Origin of the sequence: Halodesulfovibrio sp. (assembly GCF_015482765.1) — a bacterium.
Classification (GTDB): Bacteria; Desulfobacterota; Desulfovibrionia; order Desulfovibrionales; family Desulfovibrionaceae; genus Halodesulfovibrio.
Genome location: NZ_JADMLB010000004.1, coordinates 1 through 25533, shown reverse-complemented (window position 1 = coordinate 25533; position 25533 = coordinate 1). Strand labels below are relative to the sequence as shown.

At 46.3% G+C, this 25533-nt stretch carries 18 protein-coding genes; 11 read left to right on the top strand and 7 right to left on the bottom strand.

The features are described from left to right. Positions 1-9: 9 nt before the first annotated feature. From gcvPA to QZY95_RS00580, 7 genes are all read left to right on the top strand, one after another. Positions 10-1344, top strand: a complete 1335-nt coding sequence (gcvPA, locus tag QZY95_RS00610; protein WP_290917924.1) for an aminomethyl-transferring glycine dehydrogenase subunit GcvPA — start codon at positions 10-12, stop codon at positions 1342-1344. Beyond that, entirely contained in the window at positions 1344-2792 is a 1449-nt protein-coding gene (gene gcvPB, locus QZY95_RS00605) for an aminomethyl-transferring glycine dehydrogenase subunit GcvPB (protein WP_290917922.1), read from the top strand. Before gcvPA ends, gcvPB begins: the two co-directional genes overlap by 1 nt. Then, entirely contained in the window at positions 2782-4143 is a 1362-nt protein-coding gene (locus QZY95_RS00600; RefSeq protein ID WP_290917919.1) for an NAD(P)/FAD-dependent oxidoreductase, read from the top strand. The genes gcvPB and QZY95_RS00600 overlap by 11 nt, the downstream gene beginning before the upstream one ends. 253 nt (positions 4144-4396) lie before the next feature. Further along, entirely contained in the window at positions 4397-4933 is a 537-nt protein-coding gene (locus QZY95_RS00595) for an N-acetyltransferase (protein WP_290917917.1), read from the top strand. A 15-nt stretch (positions 4934-4948) separates the two neighbouring features. Further along, positions 4949-6241, top strand: coding sequence for a MerR family transcriptional regulator (locus tag QZY95_RS00590; RefSeq protein ID WP_290917915.1), 1293 nt, complete (start codon positions 4949-4951; stop codon positions 6239-6241). Between the two features lie 878 nt (positions 6242-7119). Further along, complete coding sequence (locus QZY95_RS00585) at positions 7120-8130, top strand: OmpA family protein (protein ID WP_290917913.1); 1011 nt, start codon at positions 7120-7122, stop codon at positions 8128-8130. Between the two features lie 376 nt (positions 8131-8506). Continuing rightward, a complete protein-coding gene (locus QZY95_RS00580; protein ID WP_290917911.1) occupies positions 8507-8917 on the top strand; it encodes a hypothetical protein in 411 nt (136 codons plus the stop codon). Positions 8918-9079: 162 nt separating this feature from the next. Here the strand turns inward: QZY95_RS00580 and QZY95_RS00575 are convergent, their stop codons facing one another. The 3 genes from QZY95_RS00575 to QZY95_RS00565 form a co-directional block, all read right to left on the bottom strand. Continuing rightward, a complete protein-coding gene (locus QZY95_RS00575; RefSeq protein WP_290917908.1) occupies positions 9080-10687 on the bottom strand; it encodes a sigma-54 dependent transcriptional regulator in 1608 nt (535 codons plus the stop codon). After that, positions 10677-12377 carry an ATP-binding protein gene (locus QZY95_RS00570; protein ID WP_290917906.1) on the bottom strand — a complete coding sequence of 567 codons (1701 nt, stop codon included), beginning with the start codon at positions 12375-12377 and terminating at the stop codon, positions 10677-10679. The genes QZY95_RS00575 and QZY95_RS00570 overlap by 11 nt, the downstream gene beginning before the upstream one ends. A gap of 250 nt (positions 12378-12627) precedes the next feature. After that, entirely contained in the window at positions 12628-15795 is a 3168-nt protein-coding gene (locus tag QZY95_RS00565; RefSeq protein WP_290917904.1) for an AsmA family protein, read from the bottom strand. A 264-nt stretch (positions 15796-16059) separates the two neighbouring features. On the opposite strand from QZY95_RS00565, the gene QZY95_RS00560 reads away from it, so the two are divergent. Then, positions 16060-17031 carry a D-2-hydroxyacid dehydrogenase gene (locus QZY95_RS00560; RefSeq protein ID WP_290917902.1) on the top strand — a complete coding sequence of 324 codons (972 nt, stop codon included), beginning with the start codon at positions 16060-16062 and terminating at the stop codon, positions 17029-17031. Positions 17032-17144: 113 nt separating this feature from the next. On the opposite strand, the gene thiC is transcribed toward QZY95_RS00560, so the two are convergent. Together thiC and QZY95_RS00550 are read right to left on the bottom strand one after the other, a co-directional pair. Further along, complete coding sequence (thiC, locus tag QZY95_RS00555; RefSeq protein WP_290917900.1) at positions 17145-18434, bottom strand: phosphomethylpyrimidine synthase ThiC; 1290 nt, start codon at positions 18432-18434, stop codon at positions 17145-17147. Between the two features lie 151 nt (positions 18435-18585). Next, positions 18586-19056, bottom strand: coding sequence for a hypothetical protein (locus QZY95_RS00550; RefSeq protein ID WP_290917898.1), 471 nt, complete (start codon positions 19054-19056; stop codon positions 18586-18588). 403 nt (positions 19057-19459) lie between these two features. On the opposite strand from QZY95_RS00550, the gene QZY95_RS00545 reads away from it, so the two are divergent. Then, on the top strand, positions 19460-20734 hold the full coding sequence (locus QZY95_RS00545) for a radical SAM protein (protein WP_290917896.1): 1275 nt from the start codon (positions 19460-19462) through the stop codon (positions 20732-20734). Between the two features lie 115 nt (positions 20735-20849). Then, the gene (locus QZY95_RS00540) at positions 20850-22181 is read left to right on the top strand and encodes an MATE family efflux transporter (RefSeq protein ID WP_290917893.1); all 1332 of its coding nucleotides are present in this window, start codon (positions 20850-20852) and stop codon (positions 22179-22181) included. A gap of 131 nt (positions 22182-22312) precedes the next feature. Here QZY95_RS00540 and QZY95_RS00535 read toward each other — a convergent pair whose 3' ends face one another. After that, positions 22313-22900: an N-acetyltransferase gene (locus QZY95_RS00535; RefSeq protein ID WP_290917890.1), complete on the bottom strand. Its 588-nt coding sequence runs from the start codon at positions 22898-22900 to the stop codon at positions 22313-22315. Between the two features lie 518 nt (positions 22901-23418). Continuing rightward, positions 23419-24930 carry a catalase gene (locus QZY95_RS00530; protein WP_290917888.1) on the bottom strand — a complete coding sequence of 504 codons (1512 nt, stop codon included), beginning with the start codon at positions 24928-24930 and terminating at the stop codon, positions 23419-23421. Positions 24931-25281: 351 nt separating this feature from the next. On the opposite strand from QZY95_RS00530, the gene QZY95_RS00525 reads away from it, so the two are divergent. Further along, positions 25282-25533, top strand: a 252-nt coding sequence (locus tag QZY95_RS00525) for a hypothetical protein (RefSeq protein WP_290917885.1), incomplete at its 3' end; no start/stop codon positions are given.

Here is a 25533-nt window from a genome sequence, read left to right as displayed (position 1 = left end):
GGAGGCACTATGCCGTATACTCCGCATACAGCTGAAGAAACTCAAGCTATGCTTGACGTTATCGGTGTGAAAACCATTGAGGACCTGTTTGCAGATATCCCTGCTGACATGCGTCCTAAAAGCTTTGACCTGCCTCAGGGTCTTAGCGAAATGGAAACATGTGCATACTTTGAAAAGCTTGCCGGTAAAAACAATACCGACCTTGTAAGCTTCCTCGGTGCCGGTTTCTACAACCACTATATTCCTAAAGCCATCGACAACCTCGTTGGTCGTGGTGAATTTTACACTGCGTACACCCCGTACCAGCCTGAATCCTCTCAGGGAACACTTCAGGCTATTTTTGAATTCCAGACTGCCGTCTGCAACCTCCTTGAAATGGATGCTGCTAACGCTTCTGTTTACGATGGCGGTTTTGCTATCTTTGAAGCAATGATGATGGCTGTGCGTGCAGGACGTAAACGCAAAAAAATCGTTATCGATGAAAGCGTTAACCCGTTCTACCGCGAAATGGTCGACACTTACACCGATAATATTGATGTTGATATCGTTGTAGTGCCGCACGCAGACGGCTTATCAAATCTTGATGCACTTAAAGCTGCTATCGATTCTGATTGTGCTGCTGTTGTGGTTCAAAACCCTAACTTCTTCGGTAACGTTCAGGACTTTACTGAACTGTTCGAACATGCTCATGCAAACAAAGCTGCGGGTATCATTTCTGTTTACCCTGTTATGCAGTCCGTAATGAAAACACCTGGTGAAATGGGTGCAGACATTGCTGTTGCAGAAGCACAGAGCCTTGGTCAGCCGCTTTCCTTCGGTGGACCGTACCTTGGTGTTATGGCCTGTACTAAAAAAATGATTCGTCAGCTTCCGGGTCGTATTGTCGGCCGTACTGAAGATGTTGACGGCAAAACAGGTTATGTTCTCACCCTTCAGGCTCGTGAACAGCACATCCGCCGTGCAAAAGCTACTTCAAACATCTGTTCCAACCAAGGTCTGTGTGCGCTGCGCGCTCTTATTCACATGTCTTTGCTTGGACCTGAAGGACTTATCCGCACTGCTGAATTAAGTATGGAACGTGCTCATTACCTTGCAGACCGCCTCACTATGATTGACGGCGTTGAACTGCTTAATGATGCACCATTCTGTAACGAATTCGCTATCCGTCTGCCTATCAATGCTGAAGATGCTATTGAAGCGCTTATGGATAAAGGTTTTGTAACCGGATACCCTGCCGGTCGTGCTTACGAAGGCATGGACAACGTTCTTCTTGTTGCTTGTACTGAGCTGCACTCATTCGAACAGATTGGTGTATTCACCGAACTGTTGGGAGGTATTCTCTAATGAAAACCCTCTTTGCCCAATCCGTTCCAGGTCGTACTGCATGTCTGCCGCCAAAGCCGGAAGAGCGCGCTGAGCGTTTCCTTCCTAAAGAGCTGATGCGTGCTAAGCGCCCTGTTTTACCTGAAGTTAGCGAACTTGATGTTGTACGTCATTTCACACGGTTGAGTACTCTCAACTACAGTGTGGACTCCAACTTCTACCCGCTCGGCTCCTGCACCATGAAATATAATCCGAAATACACGGAGTATGTTGCATCATTGCCGGGCTACACCACCCCTCACCCTGCTCTTCCTCAGCTGCCTAAGGGTGCCCAGTTTACTCAGGGCTCTTTGCAGACCATGTATGAAGCAGAAGAAATGCTTTGTGAGCTTACCGGTATGGAAGCTTTCACCTCTCAGCCTATGGCTGGTGCTAACGGTGAACTTACCGGCGCACTGCTTATTGCTGCGTACCACAAGCATAAAGGGAACAAAAAAACAAAAATCATTTGTCCTGATGCTGCACACGGCACTAACCCTGCTTCAGCAGTTCTTGCAGGCTATGAAGTTGTTAACATTGAATCTAAAGACGGTATCGTAGACCCTGAAGCACTCGAAGCAGTTCTTGATGACAGCGTTGCAGCTGTAATGATGACCTGTCCGAACACTCTCGGTCTGTTCGAAAGCCATCTTCCTACTATTGTAGAAAAACTTCGCAGAGTTGACGCACTTCTCTACTATGATGGTGCGAACTTCAACGCGATTATGGGTAAAATGCGCATCGGCGACGTTGGTTTTGACGTAGTTCACCTCAACGTTCACAAAACCCTTGCTACTCCGCACGGCGGCGGTGGCCCGGGTGCCGGTCCTGTTGGTGTAAGCGAACGCCTTGTGCCGTTCCTGCCGACACATCGTCCTGCAAAAGCAGAAGACGGTACATATTACCTCGATACTGACCTTCCATTGTCTATCGGTCATGTTTCACCATTCTACGGCAGCTTTGCAGTAATGCTTAAAGCATACGCCTACATGGTACTCCTTGGCGGCGAAGGTCTCACTCAGGCAACTGAACGTGCTGTTCTGAACGCTAACTACATGCGTAAGCGTTTAGAAAACCATCTCTACATTCCTTACAACCGCATCTGCATGCACGAATTCGTTGCATCAGCAAGCAAGTTACAGGATGAATGCGGAGTACGTGCACTCGATCTTGCGAAGGGTCTGTTAGAAAAAGGACACCACGCTCCTACTATCTACTTCCCGCTTATCGTTAAAGAGTGTCTCATGTTTGAGCCTACTGAAACAGAAAGCAAGGAAACACTCGACGGCTTCCTTGACGACTTAATTGACCTCATCGAAACAGCTAAGAAAGATCCTGAAGCTCTGTTCTCTGCACCACACAATACTCCTGTTCGCCGCCTCGACGAAACTAAGGCAGCACGTGAAATGGTGTTGACTGATGAAGTATAATGTAATCGTAATCGGTTCCGGCCCCGGTGGATTAAAAGCAGCTATGCGTGCTGCCTCTTCCGGACTGAAAACCGCTCTTATTGAAAAAGCCGATATTGGTGGAACCTGCCTCAACTGGGGTTGTATTCCTACCAAAATGTTCCTTGGTGCAACGGCATCCAGTCCGCTCTTGCATACACAGGCAAAAGCGAAGACAGCCACAGGAAGCCTTGGTTTTGACCTGCCGACTCTCGTGCAGAAAAAAGACCGCTTCATTAAAGGCTCTCGCTCTGCCGCAGAAAAGCAACTGGTAAGCCTTGGTGTAGACATACTCAAAGGCACTGCATCTTTCAGCAGCCCTACAGCCCTTACCGTGACAAACGATGAAGGTGCTACAGAGGTTGCGTTTGATAAGGTGATCATTGCCACTGGTTCCATGCCGACCGCATTTCCGGGGCTGGAACCGGACGGGGACTGCGTCCTCAACTCTTCCCATGTTCTCACGCTTACAGAGGCTCCTGAGTCTCTCATCATCGTGGGTGCTGGCGCAATCGGTCTTGAAATGGGTGATTTTTTCAGCCGTCTCGGTACAAAAATTACCATTGTTGAAGCATTGCCTAGCCTTGCACCAAGTGAAGATCCAGACGTTGGTGATACCTTCCGTAAGATCTTGAAGCGTGAAAAATGGGGAATTCGCACAGGCGAAAAAGTACAGAGCCTTAAGACTGTTGACGGTCAAGCGGTGCTTACTTTTGAATCCGGCGAAACTCTTACAGCAGATAAAGCACTTATGGCGGCTGGCAGAAAGCCTGCTTCCGAATCACTCAACACTGCTGCGGCAGGTATTGAATGCATCGGCGCAGGCTGGATTAAAACAGACGACCATCTGCTTGCAGCAGAGAACATTTACGCCATTGGCGATATTAATGGTCGAACACTGCTTGCTCATGCTGCTGACCATCAGGCTTGCTACGTCGTTGATCATGCCGCGGGGAAAAATACCGCAGCGTATGAATCCGGCCCGATGCCAGCCTGTATCTACGGACATACCGAAGTTATGCGCGTCGGCCCTAACACTGCCGAATTGCAAAAAGCCGGTCATACTGTAGAAACATCCACCTCTATGCTTATTGCAAACCCTATTGCGCAGTCCTACGGTTCTACGCAGGGTTTTGTAAAAGTGCTTTGGGTGGACAATAAAGTGCACGGCATTGTCGCAATTGGACACGGTGTTTCTCACCTTGTCTCCGCAGCAACCATCATTGTTAAACAACAATGGGCACCGGAAGATGTACACTCCATCATCTGGGCACACCCAACGCTTGATGAAGCGCTGGAAATGGCTCTGCTTGCACCGCGTAAGCCTGCATAAGCTACAACACACAAAAAAGACCGTCTCGTTGAGGCGGTCTTTTTTTATGAATACTCTTTTTTTACTCTTGTTCCACAAGCGCAAACAACGTCATACGCTTTCTATTCATCCATTCTCCATGAAAACAACGTATTAGCCATCAAAAAATTTTGCTGTATAATTTAGCCAGCTCGTTGACCTGTCTATAGCTTCATAGTGTATATGTTCAACTCCACCTTAATGGTGTCGAACGACAAACAGAAAAGGAAATAACATGAACTATACTATTCGCGAAGCAACCAGCAATGACCTCTCTGAAGTATTACGTGTTGAAGAAGAAGCATTCGGATATCCCAAGGAAGCCGAACTGGTAAATAACCTGCTTAACGATCCTTCAGCAAAACCAACGTTATCACTGCTTGCTATGGATGGTGATGAAGCAATCGGACACATTCTGTTCACGTCCGTTTCAATTACGGGCTCTGACGTTAAAGCATCCATTCTTGCCCCTCTTGCCGTTGTTCCCAAAGCTCAAAATATGGGAATTGGCGGAAAGCTGATTCAAGAAGGATTACAACGCCTCAAACAACATGGTGTAAGTATTGTATTTGTGCTTGGGCACATTACCTACTACCCGAAATACGGTTTTGCCCCTGTGCATCCTCATGCTATTAATGCCCCGTATCCAATACCTGAAGAAGTAAGAGATGCATGGATGATGCAAATCTTAGACGATACAGCACCGGAGACCATTAATGGAACAGTTGTTGTTTCAGACGAATTAGGCAAGCCGGAGCACTGGCAGGAATAATCACAAGGAAACGTTATGTACACAGTCGGCAGGCTTGCCAAAGAATTTGGTTTATCCAGAAGCACCCTTCTCTATTACGATTCAATTGGACTGCTTTCTCCCAGTCAGCATACAAAAGGTACATACCGCCAGTACACTGAAGCAGATAAAGAAAAGCTTCGTCGCATTTGTATGTATCGTAAAGCGGGGGTAAGTCTTAAAAACATTGCCCGCATTCTCAATCCAGAAACAACTTCTGAGATATCGGTAGTTCTTGAAGATCGACTTGAGGCGCTCAGTAAAGAGATTGCCGACCTACAAAGCCAGCAGCACATTGTTACGGATCTGCTCCAACAGTCGACCCTTCCTGCCAGCGCCAGTACGACCACAACGTGGGCTGAATTATTTACGAATGCCGGATTGAGTACTGAAGATATGCGACGTTGGCATATGGAATTCGAACGCCTCCGCCCTGAAGAGCATGTCAAATTTCTTCGACTCCTGCATATGCCGGAAAAAGAAATCACTACTATTCGCTCTTGGGCTGCTGCCCCTCAATCTATATTGAAGCTGCAAAAAGCATCAGAAGAGTTCATGGCAACGTTCTTTCGCTTTTATGAGGGTGTTGCACGGAAAGGCCCCGGCAGTCTTGAATTGACGAAAAAAGCACTTGCACTTTGTGCTGACCGTCCACAATCCCCGTCCATTTTGAATATCGGGTGTGGTAGTGGAAACGATGCAGTGGATCTTGCCTTGCTCTGTGACGGCCATATTACGGCTGTAGATATTTACGACCCGTTTCTTCAAGAAACTCGGGAAAACGCAAAAGCTGCCAACGTGGCTGATCGCATTACAACGCAATGTGAAGACATGGCAAAGCTTCCCTTCAATGCAGAGCAGTTTGATATTATCTGGTCAGAAGGTGCGGCTTACATCATGGGTGTCGACAACGCGCTTGCATCATGGAAAAAGTTTCTCAAAACAAAAGGTTATCTTGTCATTAGCGAGGCTGTTTGGCTTACCGCTACTCCAGACGAAGAAATAAAAACCTTTTGGAAAGAAGCCTATCCCGCAATGCGAACAACGCAAGAAAACATCACTGCGATTAAAAAACATGGTTATGAATTGCTGGGAAACTTTGTCATACCGGACTCGGCATGGGAGACGTTCTACAATACGCTTGAACAGCACCTTGCAAATCTGCCAGAAAATTTGCTGGAAGAAGCCTATGCAAAAGATATTTTGGCGCTCACAACTCGGGAAATCGAGTTGTACCGTACTTTTAAAAATCAGTACGGATATGAATTTTACGTGATGCAAGTAGGTTAGAAAAAGCCCCACATAGGGGCTCCCCACCATTAAAGGTAATAGGCGATTACCAAGAAAAAATTGTCAGCACTGCACACTATTTCTTATAGCTTGCTTTAATATTTTCTTTTTTTACTTCAATATTCCACTACGAAATCAAAAACGTTCTACGTACTTCCAATAAAAAACACGCCGCATGAACACTCTTTATGCGGCGTGTTTTTTTGTTCAACTCTTTTTTTGTATCTTTTTTGTTCTCCAGCCTCTTTTAAATGCGCACTGAAGAGCATGAATTACTCAAAACATAAGTAGTGCTGAAAGCAATAAAAGCAATCATCTAATGACGAAAGGAGGTTACATAACACCGCAAAACTTGCTATAAGGATTTTAAGCTGGACAGGCATCAACTATGCGTAGAGCCACGCGCACGGAATGTATTAGATATTGGTCAAAAATTGACTGATTTCGGGGGGCATTTCGTCGCAAATCCGTTGTGGATAAGGCTCTCGTGGCAAAACAGCATGCACAGAAGATGTAAATTCTATGTGATACAAACGCCCTAATAGCGCAGGTAGTGCAATACGCCGCATTCGCGCTCATCATGCTAACCATACTACTCAGGCTAACGGAGCCGAAAAGTTGGAAAAAAAGTTAGCGAAATCTACCATACTCCAACGTAGTAATATGTGTAACCTTATACTGTGCCTACAGAAAAAAATCTGCACAGAATCATCGTTTTAAGCAGGGCGTTACTTTAATTACTCGAATTATTCTTTTGAAAATAAGCACATAGTTTCATAAACATCCTTGTCGCGTTTCGCTGGTTGCCATATATTACATCTTGACCACGCATAATTTGACCTAAACCAGAAAAACTATACTAGCCGGAGGGGACCAGTATGACGATTAAGAGAACATTGCTTATCGCGCTTTCTCTTGTGTTGTTTGCGACATCCGCAGTCCAGGCGCAAGAGTTCATCCTTCAACCTAAAGTTGCCAGTTTCAACTTCCTTATTGACGACTCTGGCTCCATGATGATGCACGAAGCGCAGACTGGAATGAAAAAGATCGTTCTTGCCAAAAACGTGGTACAGATGATCAACGAAGCAATGCCGCCGCTTCCTTACATGGCAGCAGCACAGACCTTCACTCCGTTCCAGCCAATCGTAGGCTACGGACCATACGACCCTGCAGTAATGGCAAAAGCAGTTAACTCCATTACTACAGACAAAGAAATCCGCGCACGTTGGACAAAAATCGGTGAAGCATTTGAAATGTTGTCACCTATGGCCACCAAAATGGCTCCTAAGGGTGCTGTAGTGCTCGTAACTGACGGCGTTAACAACATGGGTCCAGACCCTGTTGACGCTCTGATGGGCTTCTACAATGCTAACCCACAGATGTGCGTACACTTCATCTCTTTTGCTGACACCGCAGAAGGTAGCAAAACCTTGATGGAACTCTTCAACCTTAACACTTGTTCTGTAATGGCAGACGGTAAAACATTGCTTAATGATCCGGTTGCATTCAACGAGTTTATGGCTGACGTTTTCTACACACCAATCGAAGTTGTTGACGAAGTTATCGTAATTGACAACGTTCTCTTCAAATTCGATTCCTCTGCTATTCTTCCAGCAGCACGTCCGATCCTTGATGAAGCAGCAGCGCTGATCTTATCAAGCGGCGACAGCACCACCGTTATTGGTCACACCGATTCCATCGGTACTGCTCAGTACAACATGGGTCTGTCACTTCGTCGTGCAATGTCCGTACGTAACTACCTCATGAGAAAAGGCGTACCGGGCGATCTGATTGAAGTAGTTGGTAAAGGCGAATTTGATCCTGAATTCTCAAACGAAACAGCCGAAGGCCGTCGACTCAACCGTCGCGTAACCATCGTGCTTGATTAGTACATACAACAGTGCCCGGCAGGATGTCCTGCCGGGCATTTCTGATTGTTCTTTCGCATTGTGCCTAGCACTAACTCGTTCAGTCAGCTTACCATCTACACCACGCAGACACACTACACTCTGACGCACTCACGGGATACGACACACTACTCTCTTCCTCGTACGTCAAATCTAATTTGACTATCTAAAGAAATTTCTTGCGCAATACTCATTCGGGTACGTATAGACAGACATCTCTGCTCACGATTAATGGCACTGCTAACATTATCCTAATCAGAGAAATACAGACCAAATGACAACACCCTCTACAGTTAGCCCCTGCAATATTTCGCAGCAGCGATCTTTGGTTTTGTCATCCAGTCTTCGGGAGATTCTCATGAAAAAGGTTCTGGTTTTGTTCGTTATGGCGTGTGTCACGTGCCTGCTCACAACCCCGTCAAGCGCTATTACCCAGCAGGAACTCGAAAATACTCTTCGCGCTCATGCAACACAGCATATTGATACGATGTGTAAACAGATGCCTGATTGCGGTGGAAAAGTAGAGACCTGTAAGCTTCCGAACGGGAAATGGGTACGCACCTACTGCGACTTAAAAAAAGATACTATTAAAGTTAACGTCCACGAAGTCAAAGATACAGGTACGTACGTCGGTGTGATCAAGTACATCAAAGTAACGTATGAAGCTATGGGAAACACAAAACAGGAAGTAATGCAGCAACCTTTCCGCGTTGTGGAAAAGAACCGCGTTACCAAAATTCGTCAATACAAAAACGGGAATTGGGAATAAATCATAACACGCATCCCAGGCGCAATTCGACACTGAGCGAGCCCTCTTTTGATCTGTAACCAGCACCACCGCCTGTCGATGCATTCCCAATCGGTATATTTACAAAAAAAGACCTGCCACCCTCCGTGACAGGTCTTTTTTTGTATGCTTGTTTTATGGCTACTAGCTACGCTTCGTTAAACCGTACTTACGTAACTTGTATTGAAGTGTACGGCGGCTGATACCCAAGGCATCCGCAGTACGTTCACGGTGACCGCCATTAGCATTAAGCGCCTCGATAAGCGCCTGACGCTCAGCGTCATCTAACGTTTTCGGTCTGGAAATTGTTCGAGCTCCACCAGCTTCACCTTGCGGCTGCATTGGCTGCTGACCACTGTATCCCTGCTGACCGTTATATCCTGCTTGATTATTGTAGCCGTTCTGACCACCAAAGGTATTACGCTGAAAATCCGCTTGTGAAAATTCCGGTTGAGCAAACCCGTTAGGCGCTCCGCCTTGAGCTGAAAAATCTCCGGAAGAAGGATTTTGCTGCTGCATGTATCCTTGCGGCTCCTGTCCATAGTGAGGCTGCATGGAAGGCGCAGGCTGCTGCGGATCAGTCAAGAATGCCGGAAGCGATTCAACATTTAAAATTTCTGAGCGTGATAGAATCAACGCACGTTCAAGCACGTTTTCCAGCTCACGAACGTTCCCCGGCCACGGATAGGTGGTAAGTTTCTGTAAAAAGTCAGGGCTGACACCGCGGACGCTCTTTCTATTCTTTCGTCCAAGCTTATCCAAAAGCCTGCTCACAAGCAGCGGAAGGTCATCCAGACGCTCACGTAACGGCGGTGAAATAATCTCAAGAACGTTCAGGCGGAAATACAAGTCTTCACGGAATTCACCCTTGGCGACAGACTCGCGGAGATTACGGTTGGTCGCAGCAATAATACGGACATCAACCTCAACGGGCTTTACAGCACCTAACGGCTCTACCACTCGTTCTTGCAAGGCTCTGAGAAGCTTTGCCTGAAGTTCAATCGGCATTTCTCCGACTTCATCCAGAAACAGCGTGCCGCCTTTGGCTAACTGAAAACGCCCCGGCTTATCTTTAACAGCGCCGGTGAACGCCCCGCGCACGTACCCGAACAGCTCACTTTCAAGCAGGTTACCCGGAAGTGCTGCACAGTTAACTTTTACCATAGGAAACGCTGCACGGTTGCTACGCTCATGCAGAGCTTCTGCAATGAGTTCTTTACCCGTACCGGATTCGCCCATGACAAGCACGGTTGCTTCCGTAGGCCCGACCTGACGGATAAGTTCAAGCATATCCTGCATGGCGTCACAGCCGCCGATAATTTTTTCCGCAGGATCGTTGCCGATAAATTTTTTCCGCAGATTATCGTTCTCTGCAAGCAGACGACCATGCGTGTATGCTTTTTCAAGAACAGCAATCAATTCGTCGTTATCTGCCGGTTTGCTCAGATAATCGAATGCACCACGCTTCATGGCTTCTACTGCAGACCCTACTGTACCGAATGCTGTTAGCATAATTACTGGCAAGTTAGGATACTTTTCCTGAATAATTGCCAGTGTTTCACTGCCGTCTATGCCTGTCATACGCATGTCCAGAAGGACAACGTTAACATTATGCGATGCGAGATGTTCAATACCGGCTTCACCGGAGCTTGCCTCCGCAACGCTCCAGCCGGCATCTTCTACAACCGCGCGCACCATCATGCGCAGTGCCGGTTCATCATCTATAACAAGAAGCTGTTTATTATACGACATAGTTTCCCTCATCTTCCACGTCGGGGAAAAAGAGTGCAATGGTACAGCCGCGTCCAGCGCTGGATTCAATCATCGCTTTGCCTTCGTGCTCCATCATCGTCTTATGAACTAAGGCGAGTCCGAGCCCTGTACCTTTTGATTTAGTAGTAAAGAACGGTTCAAATGCCTGATCGCTCTGCTGTTTATCCATACCCGGTCCGTTATCGCGAACAAAAATCCAGACACCGTCTTCGCCATAAGCAGAGGCAATGTGAATCTGTTTTTTCTCCACGTCTGAACCGTCAAGCGCATCAAGGCTGTTAAGCATAAGGTTGATAAGAGTTTGTTTAAGCAAGTCGGCATCAGCTTGCACATGGGAAGACTCAAGACTTACTTCAAGTGTTACGTCTTTTCCTTCCAAATCAAGGCGCAGCAGGTTGCTGAGCCCTTCTGAAAGCTCAATTAAGTCAACCTGCTCTTTCTGCACCGCACGCGGTCTTGAAAGGTAGAGTAAGTCGGTAATTACACGATTCAGCCTGTCTGCTTCGGTAATCATTGTCTGCGCATAGGTTTCATCAGGTTCTTTGCCTTTAAATTTTTTGGCAAAGTACTGAGCAAATCCGCGCAATGCACTCAGAGGATTTCTGATCTCGTGAGCCATGCCTGCTGCAATAGTACCTAATGCAGCCATCTTTTCAGCATCCTGCAAGCTCTTTTCAAGCTCGCGGAAACGCGTTCTGTCTCGCACAAGAACAAGACGCGAACCTGCTTCCTTATGCTCTTTCAACGGAACTGAAAGAATCTCCAGATGCGTCCCTTGAACAGTTACCTGCTCCCAGTTTGCATTTGAATCTTCCGGTAAATTTTTAAGACAATTCGCCAAATCTTCCGGCAAGGAGGACACTGGAAGCCCTGCCAATCCACTGCCTTTGGCTTTAAACACATCATGCGCAGCAGGGTTTGCCGCCCTGATAACGTTATCCGGACTTACAATAAGAAGACCATCCGGCAGGTTATCCAGCAGGCGAGCCTGAAAACGTTCAAGCTGTAAGGCTTTACCCGCAAGCTCACGACGTTTCAGCAATGCCATTGCCAAAGCCCATGTAAAGATAGCGGCAACCAGAATATAGGCGGCCTGAAACAACGCGTTCTGCTTAAATCCTTTGTAGATTGCAAAATGCTTTGTCATATCAAGACCGACAACAAGAAATGTATCGCGTTTCGGTGCACCCGGTTCGGCAGCCTGCGTCTCCAATCCCTGACTATGTTTGGCATAGACATACACACGGTGATTACCGAACTTGGCAATACCGTTCCATGTCCCTGTCTGCACCATTGTAGGAATAGCCTGCTGAGGGAACAAAATAGTATTTGTGGCTCCCCCCTCAAGCGAAGACAGAATTTGTCCGCCCTTCTCATCAAGCAGACCCACAAACATTACCTCACCGCTTTTTTGCAGTTCACGAAAGAACTTTGCTGTGCTCGGAAGCCCTGCAACACGTCCATTCTGGGTAAGAATGCCGGTACGAAGAGAGATATCAACAGACTGCAATACAGACCGTGCTGTAAGCTGAAGATGCTGTAAACGTGCTTCTTCCTGCTGGCGCAGTGTTTGCCCTGTTGACACGATAAGTGAAAGCCCGATTGTTATCAGCGTAACAATGGCAATAATAATCGTGCTTCGCTCTTTACTTAAATCTGCTATTTCCATGTATGTCCTGTTTCTGCTCGAAAAGCAGAAAGGTGTAATTTCAAAGTATTTTTATGGTGTTACCCAGTGGTTTCTATGAAAAAGTCGTGCCAAAGTGAATTTTTCTGCACAACCGTAGTCATTCCTGCAAGTTGTTACACAACGATATAAAAAACCGTGGCCTCCAATCACAGGGATTGAAGACCACGGTGCATTTTTTTTCACTTTTGCACAAGAGCTTTGTGCAACTGATTGCACAAAAAATGTGCACTTATTTCAATGACGGTAACAATTCCACGGCTCTGAATGGAATAAGCACGGCATCTTTCAGGATAGAAAATACTCCGCCACCAATCTTACCAAAGGTGCGCGGTACAACGCTCAAACCATCAACAGTAACTTTAGGATCGTCCCAATTACCTACAATCGTCACAGGAACAGTCGGAATGCGGGCGTAGGTTACGTTTACTTTGTAATCTACTTTACGGTTCGGCAAATCAATTTTGCCGCCACCACGCATATCAACAAACGGGGATACTACCGCGGTGTTGCTGCTGCTCATGATTCCCTGCTTAATGCTGCCGTCACTAACAGCAGAGGTAAAGGTAGTTTTTTCTATTTTCCCTTTCTTATCTTTGCTGAATCCAAAGAAACCGTCTTTTACAGAAATTCCCCAGATACCATCAAGACTGGCGAGAATATCGTAGCTTGAGCCCAGCTGCCCGCGCGCTTCAACATAGCCTGTTCCCAGCCCGCCAAGGTAATCTTCGCCGCTAGCTCCTTTTGAAGCTAGCGCAAGGTCAACACCTTTAGCATTTGCCACAACACGGCTATCGAGCTTTCCTTTGTTCACAGTGCCAATGAATTCACCGGAAAAAGACCCTTTGTACAAGTTTGCTTCAAGAGGCCCTACCTGAATTTTACCGCCCCCAATGGATACTGGAGTTACAAGCTGTTGTGCATCAATAGGACTGAACCGAAGATTATTAACCTTCAAACTGCCTTTTACATCCACTTCGCTTAACCAGTTCAAACGCCAAGGAGTTTTATTAAAGATTTTAGCGCGTACATCCTGATCTTCCGGCGGGAAGTATCGTGTCAGCAGAATATCGCCTAGTTCAACGTCTGTGCGGACAGTCGGTATCTTGCCTGTAGTATTAACAAGTACAGACCCTTTAAGCGCAGTATCATCTACGTAGCCGACAACATTGTATAATGCATACCGGCCTTTTCGCATATCAAACTCGCCACGTAAGCTTGCACGCTTAAAGGCTGCAACGTCTCTCGGTTTCCAACGCAAGAGATAAAGCGTTTTGAGCAGCGGATTCAGATCAAATTCCTGCCCGACAAACGTTCCTTTAATCTCAGGTGCGGTGATAAACTGCTTTCCTTCGCCTTTAACCGCGAACCGCTGATTATCAAAAACAAATGTTCCGTTATGAATGGATACCTTTTCGGTCTCCATATCATATGTAGTCTTACTAATAAGGCGGGCAGAAAGAGGAACACGTTTCTCATCCATCATAACTGTTCCCATCCACGTCATATCGAAATCGATATTTTTACCGCGAACAGGGAGAACACGCTCCGCACTCATTGTAATCGGCCCTTTAACACGGGTCAGATAGGAAACGGTTGAATCTTTACGGACAAAAAGAACGGACAAATCCCAGTTGTATGGGAGATAATCCCCTGCTTTATCCGGCACCTTGGTCAAGCTATTGCCGGAAAGGTCAATTTTGAGTTCCTTAAAGAAATTCTGTTCTGAAGTTACGGCCTTATCGGCTCGCTTTTTCGGCAAAGACTTAACATAACCGTTGGTGAAAACAGCATTGATGGAACCACCCAAGCCAGCAACAAGCCCGTACACTGTGCGTGCTTTTGCTCTTACATCAACCTTACCGTTGGCTACGCCGGCAATCACAGAGTCACCAGTAATAATCTTACTGATTTTCTCAGTCTGCACATTAGTAATAGTTGCCTGCAAGCGCAGGTCGTCTGCAATGGTCAAAACTGAATCGATACTACCGCCATAGGCCTTACCAATTTTATATGAGGTAAGCGTATCGTCATTCGGTGCAGGCCAGCAACGGAAGGCAAGATCATTGATTTCAAAACCGTATGCTGTCGCTTTTTTTGCGCCGATGCGAATGTCATAGCCCACTGAAATTTCAGCAAGTGAATCTTTCTTTGCACCTGCTGGTGGCTCAACAATTTTTTTCTCCGGCTCATCATCAGTATATCTGAAAATCGGCGGGCGCGGATCGGAAGGCTTTGGCAATACCTTAGGGGGATTCAGCCCAACTTCAGGGAAGATTTTATTCACGTCAATGTAGTCACCTGCGGCATCAATGTAGATAACAGGATCAGAGAAATCTTTTACACCACCGACTCCGACAAGCTTCATTCCCAGCACATTCGCTTTAAGGCTATCTGCCCAGACGAAATTCTTTGTCATTTCGATAGAAAGCACGCCATCAATGCTATCGAGAGCATGATTCAAGCTTGTAGGGAGATTTTCAGTAAATCCGAACCAATATGGAAGACTCAGATTCTGGACAATCGCCTGCCCTTTCAACCGCCAGTCTTCATTACTGATATCTATCATTTTACCGGTAAAGGTCAGATGCCCTTTATCGACTTGTGCGGTAACATCAGTCAAATTGAGTTCGCGGGAAGGCCAATCCACGTTGTACATAACTGTAAGCGTTGTAGGTACTTCACGCCCTTCAAGCTCAACACTGCCCTTCCAATTTACGGTGCCCTGCACACTTTCAACGGTCAACTTTTGAGCGGTAAAATCACTTTCACCTATTAATTTCAAACGACCATTTGTTGGAATAAAATCGCTTTCAACTGTGCATGAAATATCGAAAAATGTTTTTGAATTAAAATCAACCTGAACATTGATATCATTGGCTGCTACATAGGTTGTGTCATCACCTGTACCGTGCTCCCAGACAACCCTGCCGCGCTGAAGCTGCAAGCCCTGCAAATCAAACCCGCCTGCAACCTTGCCCATAGAGAAATCGGTATCAACCTGCGGGACAGAAGCCTGTCCTTCGCTTCCTTTCGCCAACAGCGCATCAGAAAGAATAACTTCAAAATCTTGTATGTTCAGATGATCTATGAAGACCTTGCCGGCAAACAGTGTCGGGATATCAACACTGGACTCGACCTTGCCGACGGCAACGATAGTTTTACCGGAAGCAGGATCTACAACTTTTACGTCAGAAGCTTCAATGGCAAGTGGAACGATTGAAAGATGTAACTCTCCGTTAATACTCCACTGATACCCTGTAGCATCTGTAAGCCTGCGTTCTATTAACTGAGGAAAATTGGACGACTGTACATACCATCCGGCGTAAAGGAAAAGACCGCCGATACATACAGCAAGTGAAATAAGAAAATAAAGTGTGATACGTATTGCTTGGCGCACTACTAACCTCAATACAAAATATGTTTAGCTGCTTTTTGCTGTAATACTGTACTATACACAGGTGACAAAGCAAATATGTGTCAGACAAAAGGTAAAAGAAATACCCTTTACCGATTTTCAAGGCTTGCATACAGTAACACTGCTAATTGCACCACTGCATTAACAAAACTGAATGCTGAAATAATTTCGTGTTCAATGGTAAAGCCCTGAATACAATGCTCCGGACACAGCCGGAAGCTCTTAACAATATTGGAGTAACGAACAATGAAAACAGTAATTCTTGACGGTCAAACGCTCAACCCAGGTGACAACCCGTGGACACCAATAGAAAACATTCATCCCGTTACGCTTTACGAAAAAACTGAACAAGAAGACATTATTCTGCGCAGTAAGGATGCGGAAATAGTACTGACCAACAAAACTCCGCTTACCAGAGAAACTCTGGAGCAGCTCCCGAATCTTAAATATATCGGCGTACTCGCTACCGGTTACGATGTTGTAGACATCAACGCTGCTGCGGAACGCGGAATTCCTGTTACCAACACTCCGGGATATGCAAACAACGCAGTACCGGAACATGTATTTGCGCTTATCTTCGAATGTTACCGACAGATATGCCTACATTCCGAGCAAGTAAAGCACGGAGAATGGGGGCAGAACGGTCAATTCTGTTTCTGGAACACTCCACAACGCGAAATAGGCGGAAAAACCCTTGGTATCATTGGTTTCGGAAACACTGGTAACAACGTTGCCCGCATCGCAAACGGCTTCGGCATGAATATTCTTGCGTATGCACCGCGTCCTAAACCTATGCCTGACTATAACAACTTTGCCTATGCAGATATTGATGAAGTTCTTGCAAAATCTGACATTATTACCCTGCATTGCCCGCTTACACCGGAGACGAAGCACATTATCAATGAACAGTCTCTGGCTCGAATGAAGTCCGATGCAATCCTCATCAACACTGCACGCGGCCCGCTTATTGACGAACCGGCTGTGGCTAAAGCTCTTACTGCCGGTACTCTTGGCGGTCTTGCTGTTGACGTTGTAAGTGAGGAACCTATTGCCAAAGATCATCCGTTCCTTACAACTCCGAACACCTTTATTACCCCGCACCTTGCGTGGGCAACTATAGAAGCGCGCATGACGTTGATGCAGATTGCCGCAGACAACATCAGCGCATTCTTGAATGGTACACCACAAAACGTTGTGAACGGGGTAACGGGCAAATAACTATTTGCAGTTTTCATACCAAAAAATGCGCACTATCGATTTTATCGATGTCGTATAGAGAAAAAGAAAAAGACCTGACACAGATTCTGTGTCAGGTCTTTTACATTGCGTGATTAGTTAGAGCACTGAGGATCTTCTTCGATCATCTTGTAAGCGCAGAACTTGCCGCACATGGCGCATTCGCGTTTATCTTTGTGTTCTTCTCTACGCTTTTCTACCATTTCCGGATCGAGAGCGAGGGTTTTCATACCTTCCCAATCGAGAGCCTTACGAGCACGGGAGATACCGAGTTCGCGTTCTACCGCTGCCGGTCTGCCCATGCAGGCTTCAGCTGCCTGTGCAGCAATACGGGATGCCATTACACCTGCATGTACATCTTCGATGCTTGGCAGGGTAAGGTGTTCCGCCGGAGTAAGGTAGCAAAGGAAGTCTACGCCTGCTTTAACAGCAATTGCACCACCGATTGCGCCTGCGATGTGGTCGTAACCCGGGCTGCTGTCGATAACGAGCGGTCCAAGAACGTACAACGGAGCACCGTTGGTGAGCTTTTTAATGCCGATAATCTGAGCTTCAACTTCATTCAAAGGAACGTGTCCCGGTCCTTCGATCATGCACTGTACGCCAGCTTCAAGACCGCGTTTAGCGAGCTGACCGAGTACCATAACTTCTTCCCACTGTGCTGCGTCACCGGCATCGGTGCCTGCACCCGGACGGAGGCCGTCGCCGAGGGAAAGAGTTACGTTGTACTTACGTGCAATCTCAAGAATACGATCGTATCCGGTGAGAAGCGGGTTTTCCTTGCCGTTTTTTAACATCCAACGAGCGAGGATGGAGCCGCCACGGGAAACAATGCCCATTGTACGGCTGCCGTTAGTAGCAAACTCTGCACCGCGCATAGTCAAACCGCAATGAACGGTCATGTAGTCTACGCCCTGCTTTGCCTGCTTTTCGATTTCTTCAAACAGTTCTTCCGGTTTGATGTCCGCAGGATCACGGTCGCTGTCGAGATATTTCTGAGCAACTGCGTACATTGGAACAGTACCAAGAGGAAGCTTGGTAGAAGAGATCATTTTTTCTCTGATTTTATCAAGATCACCACCGATGGATAAGTCCATCACGGTATCTGCGCCTGCGTTAATGGCGGTTTGCAGCTTAACCATTTCGCAGCGGAAATCGTTTTTCAACGGAGAGGTACCGATGTTGGCGTTAACTTTTACAGACGCCGGTTGACCGACCAGCGTCGGAGTTACCTCAGGGTGTTCAGGGTTACCGAGCAGTACCATAGTACCGTTCTCGAGAGCCTGCTTGATAACATCAGCTTCCAGACGCTCTTTTTTTACTAACTCATCAATATGTGCTTCATACAACCCGGCAAGCGCCGCGTTCTGTGTCAAAATAGACATGTTGTCACTTCCTAATGGGTACGTAGTAAGAGCTATGGAACAAACAACAACGGCGACATTACAAACGAATGTTGTACAATAAGCAAGCGGCACAGACGTTTTTTATGTAAAAAAACATCTGTGCCGCTTTAAAAATTATAACGCACACGAATTATTGACCAGTAACCTGTCTAAATTCCTCACGATACTGCTTCATTTTATCCGCAGGGATACGGTTGAACAATACAAGAACTTCAGCAACACCCATGGCACTGATATTTTTCTTCTTGTACAACTCAGCCTTGGTTACGTCATCATTAGTAATAAGCCCTTTGGAAAGAAGATACTCAACAAATGACATATATTTATAACGCTCACGTTCCATTACCCGTTCATTTTCTGCCTGTCGGGATTCAGCCAAAGAGCGCTCAATAAGCATGTACTCTTTTGTATATTCAGCAATACGCTCACTCAGCGCACCAATTTCCGCTTCGTAAGCATTCTTCTTCATTTCCATACTATTGTTCTCAGTTTCGAGCTTTGCAAGCGTGTCACGGAGATCATTATATTTCTTCAATACTGACAAAAGAATAAGGATCAGGGTGACACCACACGCGAGAACAATAAAAAACATAGATTCCATACAATGTGGCTCCATTCAAAAAACAACTCAATATGCAAACGCTGCACGACCCCCCGTGGTGAAGCCATGGCGTAACATCCTCCTGACGGTAAACGGATACAGTTATCTACGCCACGTTTTTCCGTATTCCGGAAACCGCAACGTCCCTCTCAGCGCTTCAGCACTGTCCCCGTCAACAAACAGTATCCTACATACCTACTATGCACAGGAGGCAACTGACCTGAAACACCTATCGGGTATTCTGTAACTATCTTAAGAGCATCTATTTAATTTTTTTCTAAAAAAATGCAATACTCAACCGGAAAAGTACTTTTTGCCAGCTTCAGGACTTTTATGTATGACACATCCACAAAAACAAATTCACTACTCAGGCATCACAGCCTGTTCCTTATAGAGAGATTTTATGGCTTCTTCAAAAATTCGCCCAAAACTTCTTGTGGCAGACAAAGACGGTAATATTTACGACCATCCGGAGCTGCTTATGTTGTGCCGCCGCGGCAACGATCTTGCTCAACCGCGTCCGGACGAACTTATGCCGCTTCCTGAAGGCAGCGATATTTTCATGCTTCCCGGTCGCCGTGCACTCGGCCTTGATCCGGAAGACGGCGAAGTTGAACAGATGGAAGAATACGCAGTAGCAGCGTTTGTTGCTCCGGCGCATACTCTTACTGCCCATGCTGCTTACCACAGCGATGAGGATGCCCCCACCCTGCCGTTGTTTGCATACGGTGCTGTTGGCTTTGCCAACGGCAAGTTCTACGTTGCAGCAAAAAAAGTCGATCAGGACGTACGTCAGGTTTTCCGTGGTTTCTCCGGTAAAAAAATTAATCGCTTTGCCAATAAAATTCTTGAAGACTACAAAGAAAACCGTTTGATGCAGCACATTATGAATAAATGTGTGCTCAAATACTCCTGCCCAGCTGCAAAAAACCTTGCCATTGGTCGATACGAAGCACCTCTGCCTACATCGCGTACATGTAACGCACGTTGTATCGGCTGTATTTCTTTTCAGGAAAACACTTCCAAAATCTGTGCTTCACCGCAGGATCGTCTGGACTTTACACCGACAGCGGAAGAGGTTTGCGGCGTAATGCGCCACCACGCAGCCAACGAACAGGAAAAACCGATTTACTCATTCGGTCAGGGTTGCGAAGGTGAACCTCTCACGCAAGCAGATATGATTACGGAAGCAATTACCATGTTCCGTGCAGAAGGTGGTCGTGGCACCATCAACATGAATACGAATGCTTCCTTACCGGATAAAGTTGCAAAGCTTGCTGATGCAGGTCTTTCTTCTATCCGTGTAAGTTTGAACTCTGCACGCGAAGAAGTGTACAACCTGTACTATCGTCCGAACGGATACTGCTTTGCTGATGTTAAGCAGTCTATTCTGGAAGCCAAAGCACGCAATAAGTGGGTTTCACTCAACTTGCTCTACTTCCCGGGCGTCACAGATTCCGAACCGGAATTTGATGCACTTGTACAGCTTATTACTGATACCAAACTTGATTTCATTCAGCTGCGCAACTTGAACATTGATCCTGAAATGTATTTAGAATTGCTCAGCGGCATAGATTTCGGCGCGAGCATGGGCTTTACCTTCTTCAGGAAAAGATTGAAAAAAGCCTGTCCGTGGATTGAGTTCGGGTACTTCAACCCGTTTATTGAAGAAGAATAACTTACTGACAGTCTATCCAAGTCTGCATCCAGTTTTTGGGTGCAGACTTTTTACCTGCTACCCCCCAGCACGTTGCTGCGTCGCCTTTACAGGTTGATGTTCCGGAGCCACCGCTATGAGCACCTCTACAGAATCTCTCAACGAACACGCGTATCGCAAATCTCCTGCAAAGACCTTTGCAACGATGTCGATTCCGGTTCTGCTTTCACTTGTTGCCGAACCGCTTACCGGTCTGGTTGATACAGCATTTGTTGCTAAACTCGGTACTGATCCACTTGCAGCTCTTGGTATCGGCACTATGGTGCTTTCTTCCGCATTCTGGATTTTCAACTTTCTGGGAATCGGTACACAAACTGAAGTTGCGCATTGCATAGGTGCGAACAACCATAAAGAGACTGCCACCACCGCAAGCACAGCCCTTATTCTTGCTGTGCTGATCGGGCTGGTTGCAGGCCTGCTTCCGATTTTCTTCCTGCCGCAGATCTCAACATTTATGGGCGCTGACGGCGTGATGAAAGATCTGTCCGTAGATTACATGACGTGCCGTTTAGCCGGTGGCCCTGCTGTACTTTTCACGATGGCTGCATTCGGTATATTCCGCGGTCTACAAGACATGCGTACACCTCTTATTGTTACAACAATAATTAACGCTTTGAACGTACTGCTGGATTGGCTGCTGATCTTCGGCATTGGCCCTTTCCCTGCTTTGGGTGTTACAGGTGCAGCGCTGGCAACAACATTCAGTCAATATGTAGGTATGGCAATCACCCTGTATGCCCTGCACAGAAAGCTTCGCTTAAAGCCAGTCTTTGACCTTCCACGCTGCAAGCGTCTCCTTTCTATCGGCTGGGATATGACCGTCCGAACCGGTCTGGTTATCGCATTTCTACTCTACTGCACACGCACCGCTACACAGGCCGGTGCTATTGAAGGCGCAGCGCATCAAGGAATTCGACAGTTTGTTGTTTTCAACACCATGCTGCTGGATACATTTGCCATTACAGGCCAAAGCCTCACAGGCTACTTCAAAGGTAAAAATGATACGCCGATGATTAAGCAGGTTATCCGCCAAACCTTCGGGTACAGCTTTATTACTGGCATTATTACCGGCGGTCTTATGGTGCTTGGGGCAGATATCTTTGCAGAATTACTTATTCCTGCGGAAGCATACAGCGTATTCTACACTGCATGGCTTGTTGTAGCTGTTTCACAGCCTACCAACTCTCTTTCCTATGCTACTGACGGTATTTTGTGGGGAATTGGCGATTTTGCTTTTACACGAAACGCCATGTGTATTTCCTGTATCATCGGCATCGGCTTTATCGGACTTATTACGACATTCAAGCCGGCTCAGCCGCTTATGTGGATATGGATTGCAAACGGAGGTATGATGCTCATACGATCTGCAATGGGATGTTACCGCTGCTGGCAACTGACAAAAGCATAGGTAAACTCAAGAGTAACATTTTGTTATTCTCTATAAAATGATTCAAACAAAGGGCTGTCCTTCATAAAGAAGGACAGCCCTTTTCTATTTTTCTGTTACATCAGCTACGGCGATACGCTTTATCAGCCGCACTACTTTCCGTTATTAATTGAAAGATAATGATGTACACGGCGGGATGGCTCATTTTTATCGGGATGAGCTTCCACCTTTTTTGTTGGGTTACGGAACGCATCATGCGCAACAATTTCCCCTTCAGGAGTACACTCCGTAAACGACAGCCCTAAAACATACTGATTCGGTACTCCTGCGTATGAAAGATCGGGAAAACTCTTAAAGCCGAAACGATGGTAATAATCTGGATCACCTACCAGAACAATACCTTCCGCCCCGTTCTCCTTCATACATTGTAGAGCCTCACGAATAAGTGCTGAGCCGATACCGTTTCGTTGTCGGCTCGGGATAACCCCTACAGGCCCTAAGAGAAACCAGCCCGTTGTATGTTTTCCAACAGTCGCTGACGACATAGCAATATGCCCCACAGCTTCTCCATTTTCCTCCGCAATAAGCGAAAGAGACAATGCACCTTCTGCACGCAGTCTTTCAACAATCAGATGCTCGGTTGCTTCTGCTCCTGCATGAATCGGATGTCCGTCAAAAGCGGCAAACTGTATCAGTGTAATGCGCTCTGCGTCGTTTGCTTCTTCGTTTTTAATCTGCACAAGTCCACTCCTTGAGTGTAGTTACGAATATCTGCCGACAGGTAGTCCGGCAAAACAACTCAGGGAGCCTAAAAATGGCGCACCTGATGAACTTTCAAACAATCAGTGGTTGCAACGAGAACGACAACTCCAGCCCCGAAGATAAGGGCTCATTCTGTACCATGCGCAACAACTACGTTGCGTCAATTCTGGATACATCACCAACGTGATTCATATCCTATGGCTACCGGTAGCATTTCTCGCTGACAACCGGCATCACAATATCCATTCGATTTCTATACAAAAAAACCTCGTTCGTTAAAGTACAACAGAACCCTGCTACACGTGGTACAAATCTATGTCAACTATGCCGCACAGATAGAACAAGAAAGTACATAAAAACTTTGAAAACTCGACCTGTTTCCTCATAACAAAGCCGGCTCCATCCATGCTTGTATTCAAGGATGAGGCCGGCTTCATTATTTATACATCGTCAAGCAGGTCTCCCATGAAGCCCTGCTTAGTCTCGGATCAATACACTACATGTCTGCAGTTTCCGCAACTCGCTCTTCTTGCGTCATTCCAGCTAGCTTGCGTACATATTCCAGATCAAGTCCCAAGCCATTTGCGACACGCTCACCGTATTCTTTGTCTGCAAGATAGAAAATGGCGCATTGGCGTAATTTGATTCGAATAGGAACGTCTTCCATGTGCCCTACAATATTTGTAATAAGGCTATCACGATCTTCATCTGTCATCACATCACGATATAAATTTCCAGCCTGCACAAAATCGTCGTTTTTATGAGCAAACTCATAGCGAGAACCCGCGCCGTGCAATGGGATATCCGGTTCTTCATTCTTGCCTTCAGGCGCAATCGGACTGAAGCTATTAGGCCAGTAATTCGGTCTGCCAAGTCCGTTGTCATCCACACGCATGGCGCCGTCGCGCTGGTGGTTCAGCTGTGGAGAATTCTTCGGCTGGTTTACCGGAATCAGGTGATAGTTTGCGCCAAGGCGGTGCAGATGGGTATCGTGGTACGAGAACAGACGTCCTTGAAGCATTTTATCCGGTGACACGCCGATACCTGGAACAAGACTGCTCGGGTTAAAAGCAGCCTGTTCAACTTCTGCAAAATAATTCTGCGGATTACGGTTGAGCACTAACTTACCCACCGTAACAGGAGGAACCTGACTATGCGGCCACACTTTTGTAATATCGAAAATATCCCATTCAAACTCTTCTGCCTGTTCAGGTGTCAAAATCTGCATTTCAAGCGTCCATGAAGGATATTCTCCACGCTCGATGGCATCATACAGATCACGGGTTGCGTGATCTGGGTCGATTCCGCACATCTCTTTGGCTTCAGCACCAGTAAAATTCACAATGCCTTGATCTGTTTTAAAGTGGTACTGAACCCAGAAATATTCGCCCTGCTCGTTGTACCATTTAAACGTATGGCTCGAATATCCATTCATATGCCGATACGTTGCTGGAGTTCCCCTATCAGAAAAGAGGATTGTTACCTGATGAATTGATTCTGGAGTCAATGACCAGAAATCCCACGCCATGGTTGCGCTTTTCAGGTTTGTTGCCGGATCACGTTTCTGGGTGTGAATAAAGTCAGGAAACTTCAGAGGATCACGGATGAAGAATACAGGCGTATTGTTGCCTGTCATATCATAGTTGCCTTCTTCCGTATAAAATTTGATTGCAAAGCCACGTGGATCACGTTCTGCATCCGCACTACCCTTTTCTCCGCCTACAGTTGAAAAACGGACAAACACATCGGTCTTTTTGCCAATAGAAGAGAGGAACGCAGCCTTTGTGTACTTTGTAACATCTTCTGTTACTTCGAAGTATCCATATGCACCTGCCCCTTTTGCGTGCACAACACGCTCCGGAATTCGTTCCCGATCAAAGTGCGCCAGTTTTTCCAGCAAATGCACATCCTGCATCAGCACAGGACCGCGCTCTCCAGCAGTCAAAGAATTCAAATCGTTACCGACAGGACGTCCGAATGCTGATTTCATAGTATCTTTCTTAGACATACAACGGCTCCTCTCTATCGCGTTACGCGTTCTTTTATCGTGTGTTAACGGGTTGGCAGCAATATACTACATCTGCAATGCGACACCATTGATAAACCGAGGCTGTCAGCGAAATAAGAATTGATGAGAGATCTGTAGAAGAAGTATCCTTGTACGAGGACAGACACACTGGCAGCACTGATTCATTTGCGAGCTTCATTATATCATCCACTCACTATTGATAATAATACCTATTACTATAATTTGGTCAAGTGCTACTATAAAATAATTTTTGAGCTTCTGTTACGAAGATGCTCTTCTTAATGGTTACACGGCAACAGATAAAATTTTATCTGCAATCTTGGGGAAACCATGTTTGAAACATATGAAAAACTTCCGGAGTGGGTGCGGTGGCTACTTCTTATTCCATTATTCTTCGGGATAATGTTTGCTTTCAGCCTGCTTTTTCACAGAATGAGCTTACACCTTGCCGGAATATTTTTTTATGACAGAATATTTGCACCGTTCATGGGAGGCTTGCTGCTTGTTTATGTGGCGACTCGGCTTCTTCCGAGAGCTAAGCTGATTATTGCCTATCTTCTATGTTTTTTCTGGGTTCCACTT

Coding starts and splice junctions, on each gene's coding strand:
- QZY95_RS00550 (WP_290917898.1), bottom strand. CDS start 19,056: ATGGAATCTATGTTTTTTATTGTTCTCGCGTGTGGTGTCACCCTGATC.
- QZY95_RS00530 (WP_290917888.1), bottom strand. CDS start 24,930: ATGTCTAAGAAAGATACTATGAAATCAGCATTCGGACGTCCTGTCGGT.
- QZY95_RS00595 (WP_290917917.1), top strand. CDS start 4,397: ATGAACTATACTATTCGCGAAGCAACCAGCAATGACCTCTCTGAAGTA.
- gcvPB (WP_290917922.1), top strand. CDS start 1,344: ATGAAAACCCTCTTTGCCCAATCCGTTCCAGGTCGTACTGCATGTCTG.
- QZY95_RS00585 (WP_290917913.1), top strand. CDS start 7,120: ATGACGATTAAGAGAACATTGCTTATCGCGCTTTCTCTTGTGTTGTTT.
- QZY95_RS00540 (WP_290917893.1), top strand. CDS start 20,850: ATGAGCACCTCTACAGAATCTCTCAACGAACACGCGTATCGCAAATCT.
- QZY95_RS00590 (WP_290917915.1), top strand. CDS start 4,949: ATGTACACAGTCGGCAGGCTTGCCAAAGAATTTGGTTTATCCAGAAGC.
- QZY95_RS00600 (WP_290917919.1), top strand. CDS start 2,782: ATGAAGTATAATGTAATCGTAATCGGTTCCGGCCCCGGTGGATTAAAA.
- gcvPA (WP_290917924.1), top strand. CDS start 10: ATGCCGTATACTCCGCATACAGCTGAAGAAACTCAAGCTATGCTTGAC.
- thiC (WP_290917900.1), bottom strand. CDS start 18,434: ATGTCTATTTTGACACAGAACGCGGCGCTTGCCGGGTTGTATGAAGCA.
- QZY95_RS00575 (WP_290917908.1), bottom strand. CDS start 10,687: ATGTCGTATAATAAACAGCTTCTTGTTATAGATGATGAACCGGCACTG.
- QZY95_RS00560 (WP_290917902.1), top strand. CDS start 16,060: ATGAAAACAGTAATTCTTGACGGTCAAACGCTCAACCCAGGTGACAAC.
- QZY95_RS00580 (WP_290917911.1), top strand. CDS start 8,507: ATGAAAAAGGTTCTGGTTTTGTTCGTTATGGCGTGTGTCACGTGCCTG.
- QZY95_RS00570 (WP_290917906.1), bottom strand. CDS start 12,377: ATGGAAATAGCAGATTTAAGTAAAGAGCGAAGCACGATTATTATTGCC.
- QZY95_RS00545 (WP_290917896.1), top strand. CDS start 19,460: ATGGCTTCTTCAAAAATTCGCCCAAAACTTCTTGTGGCAGACAAAGAC.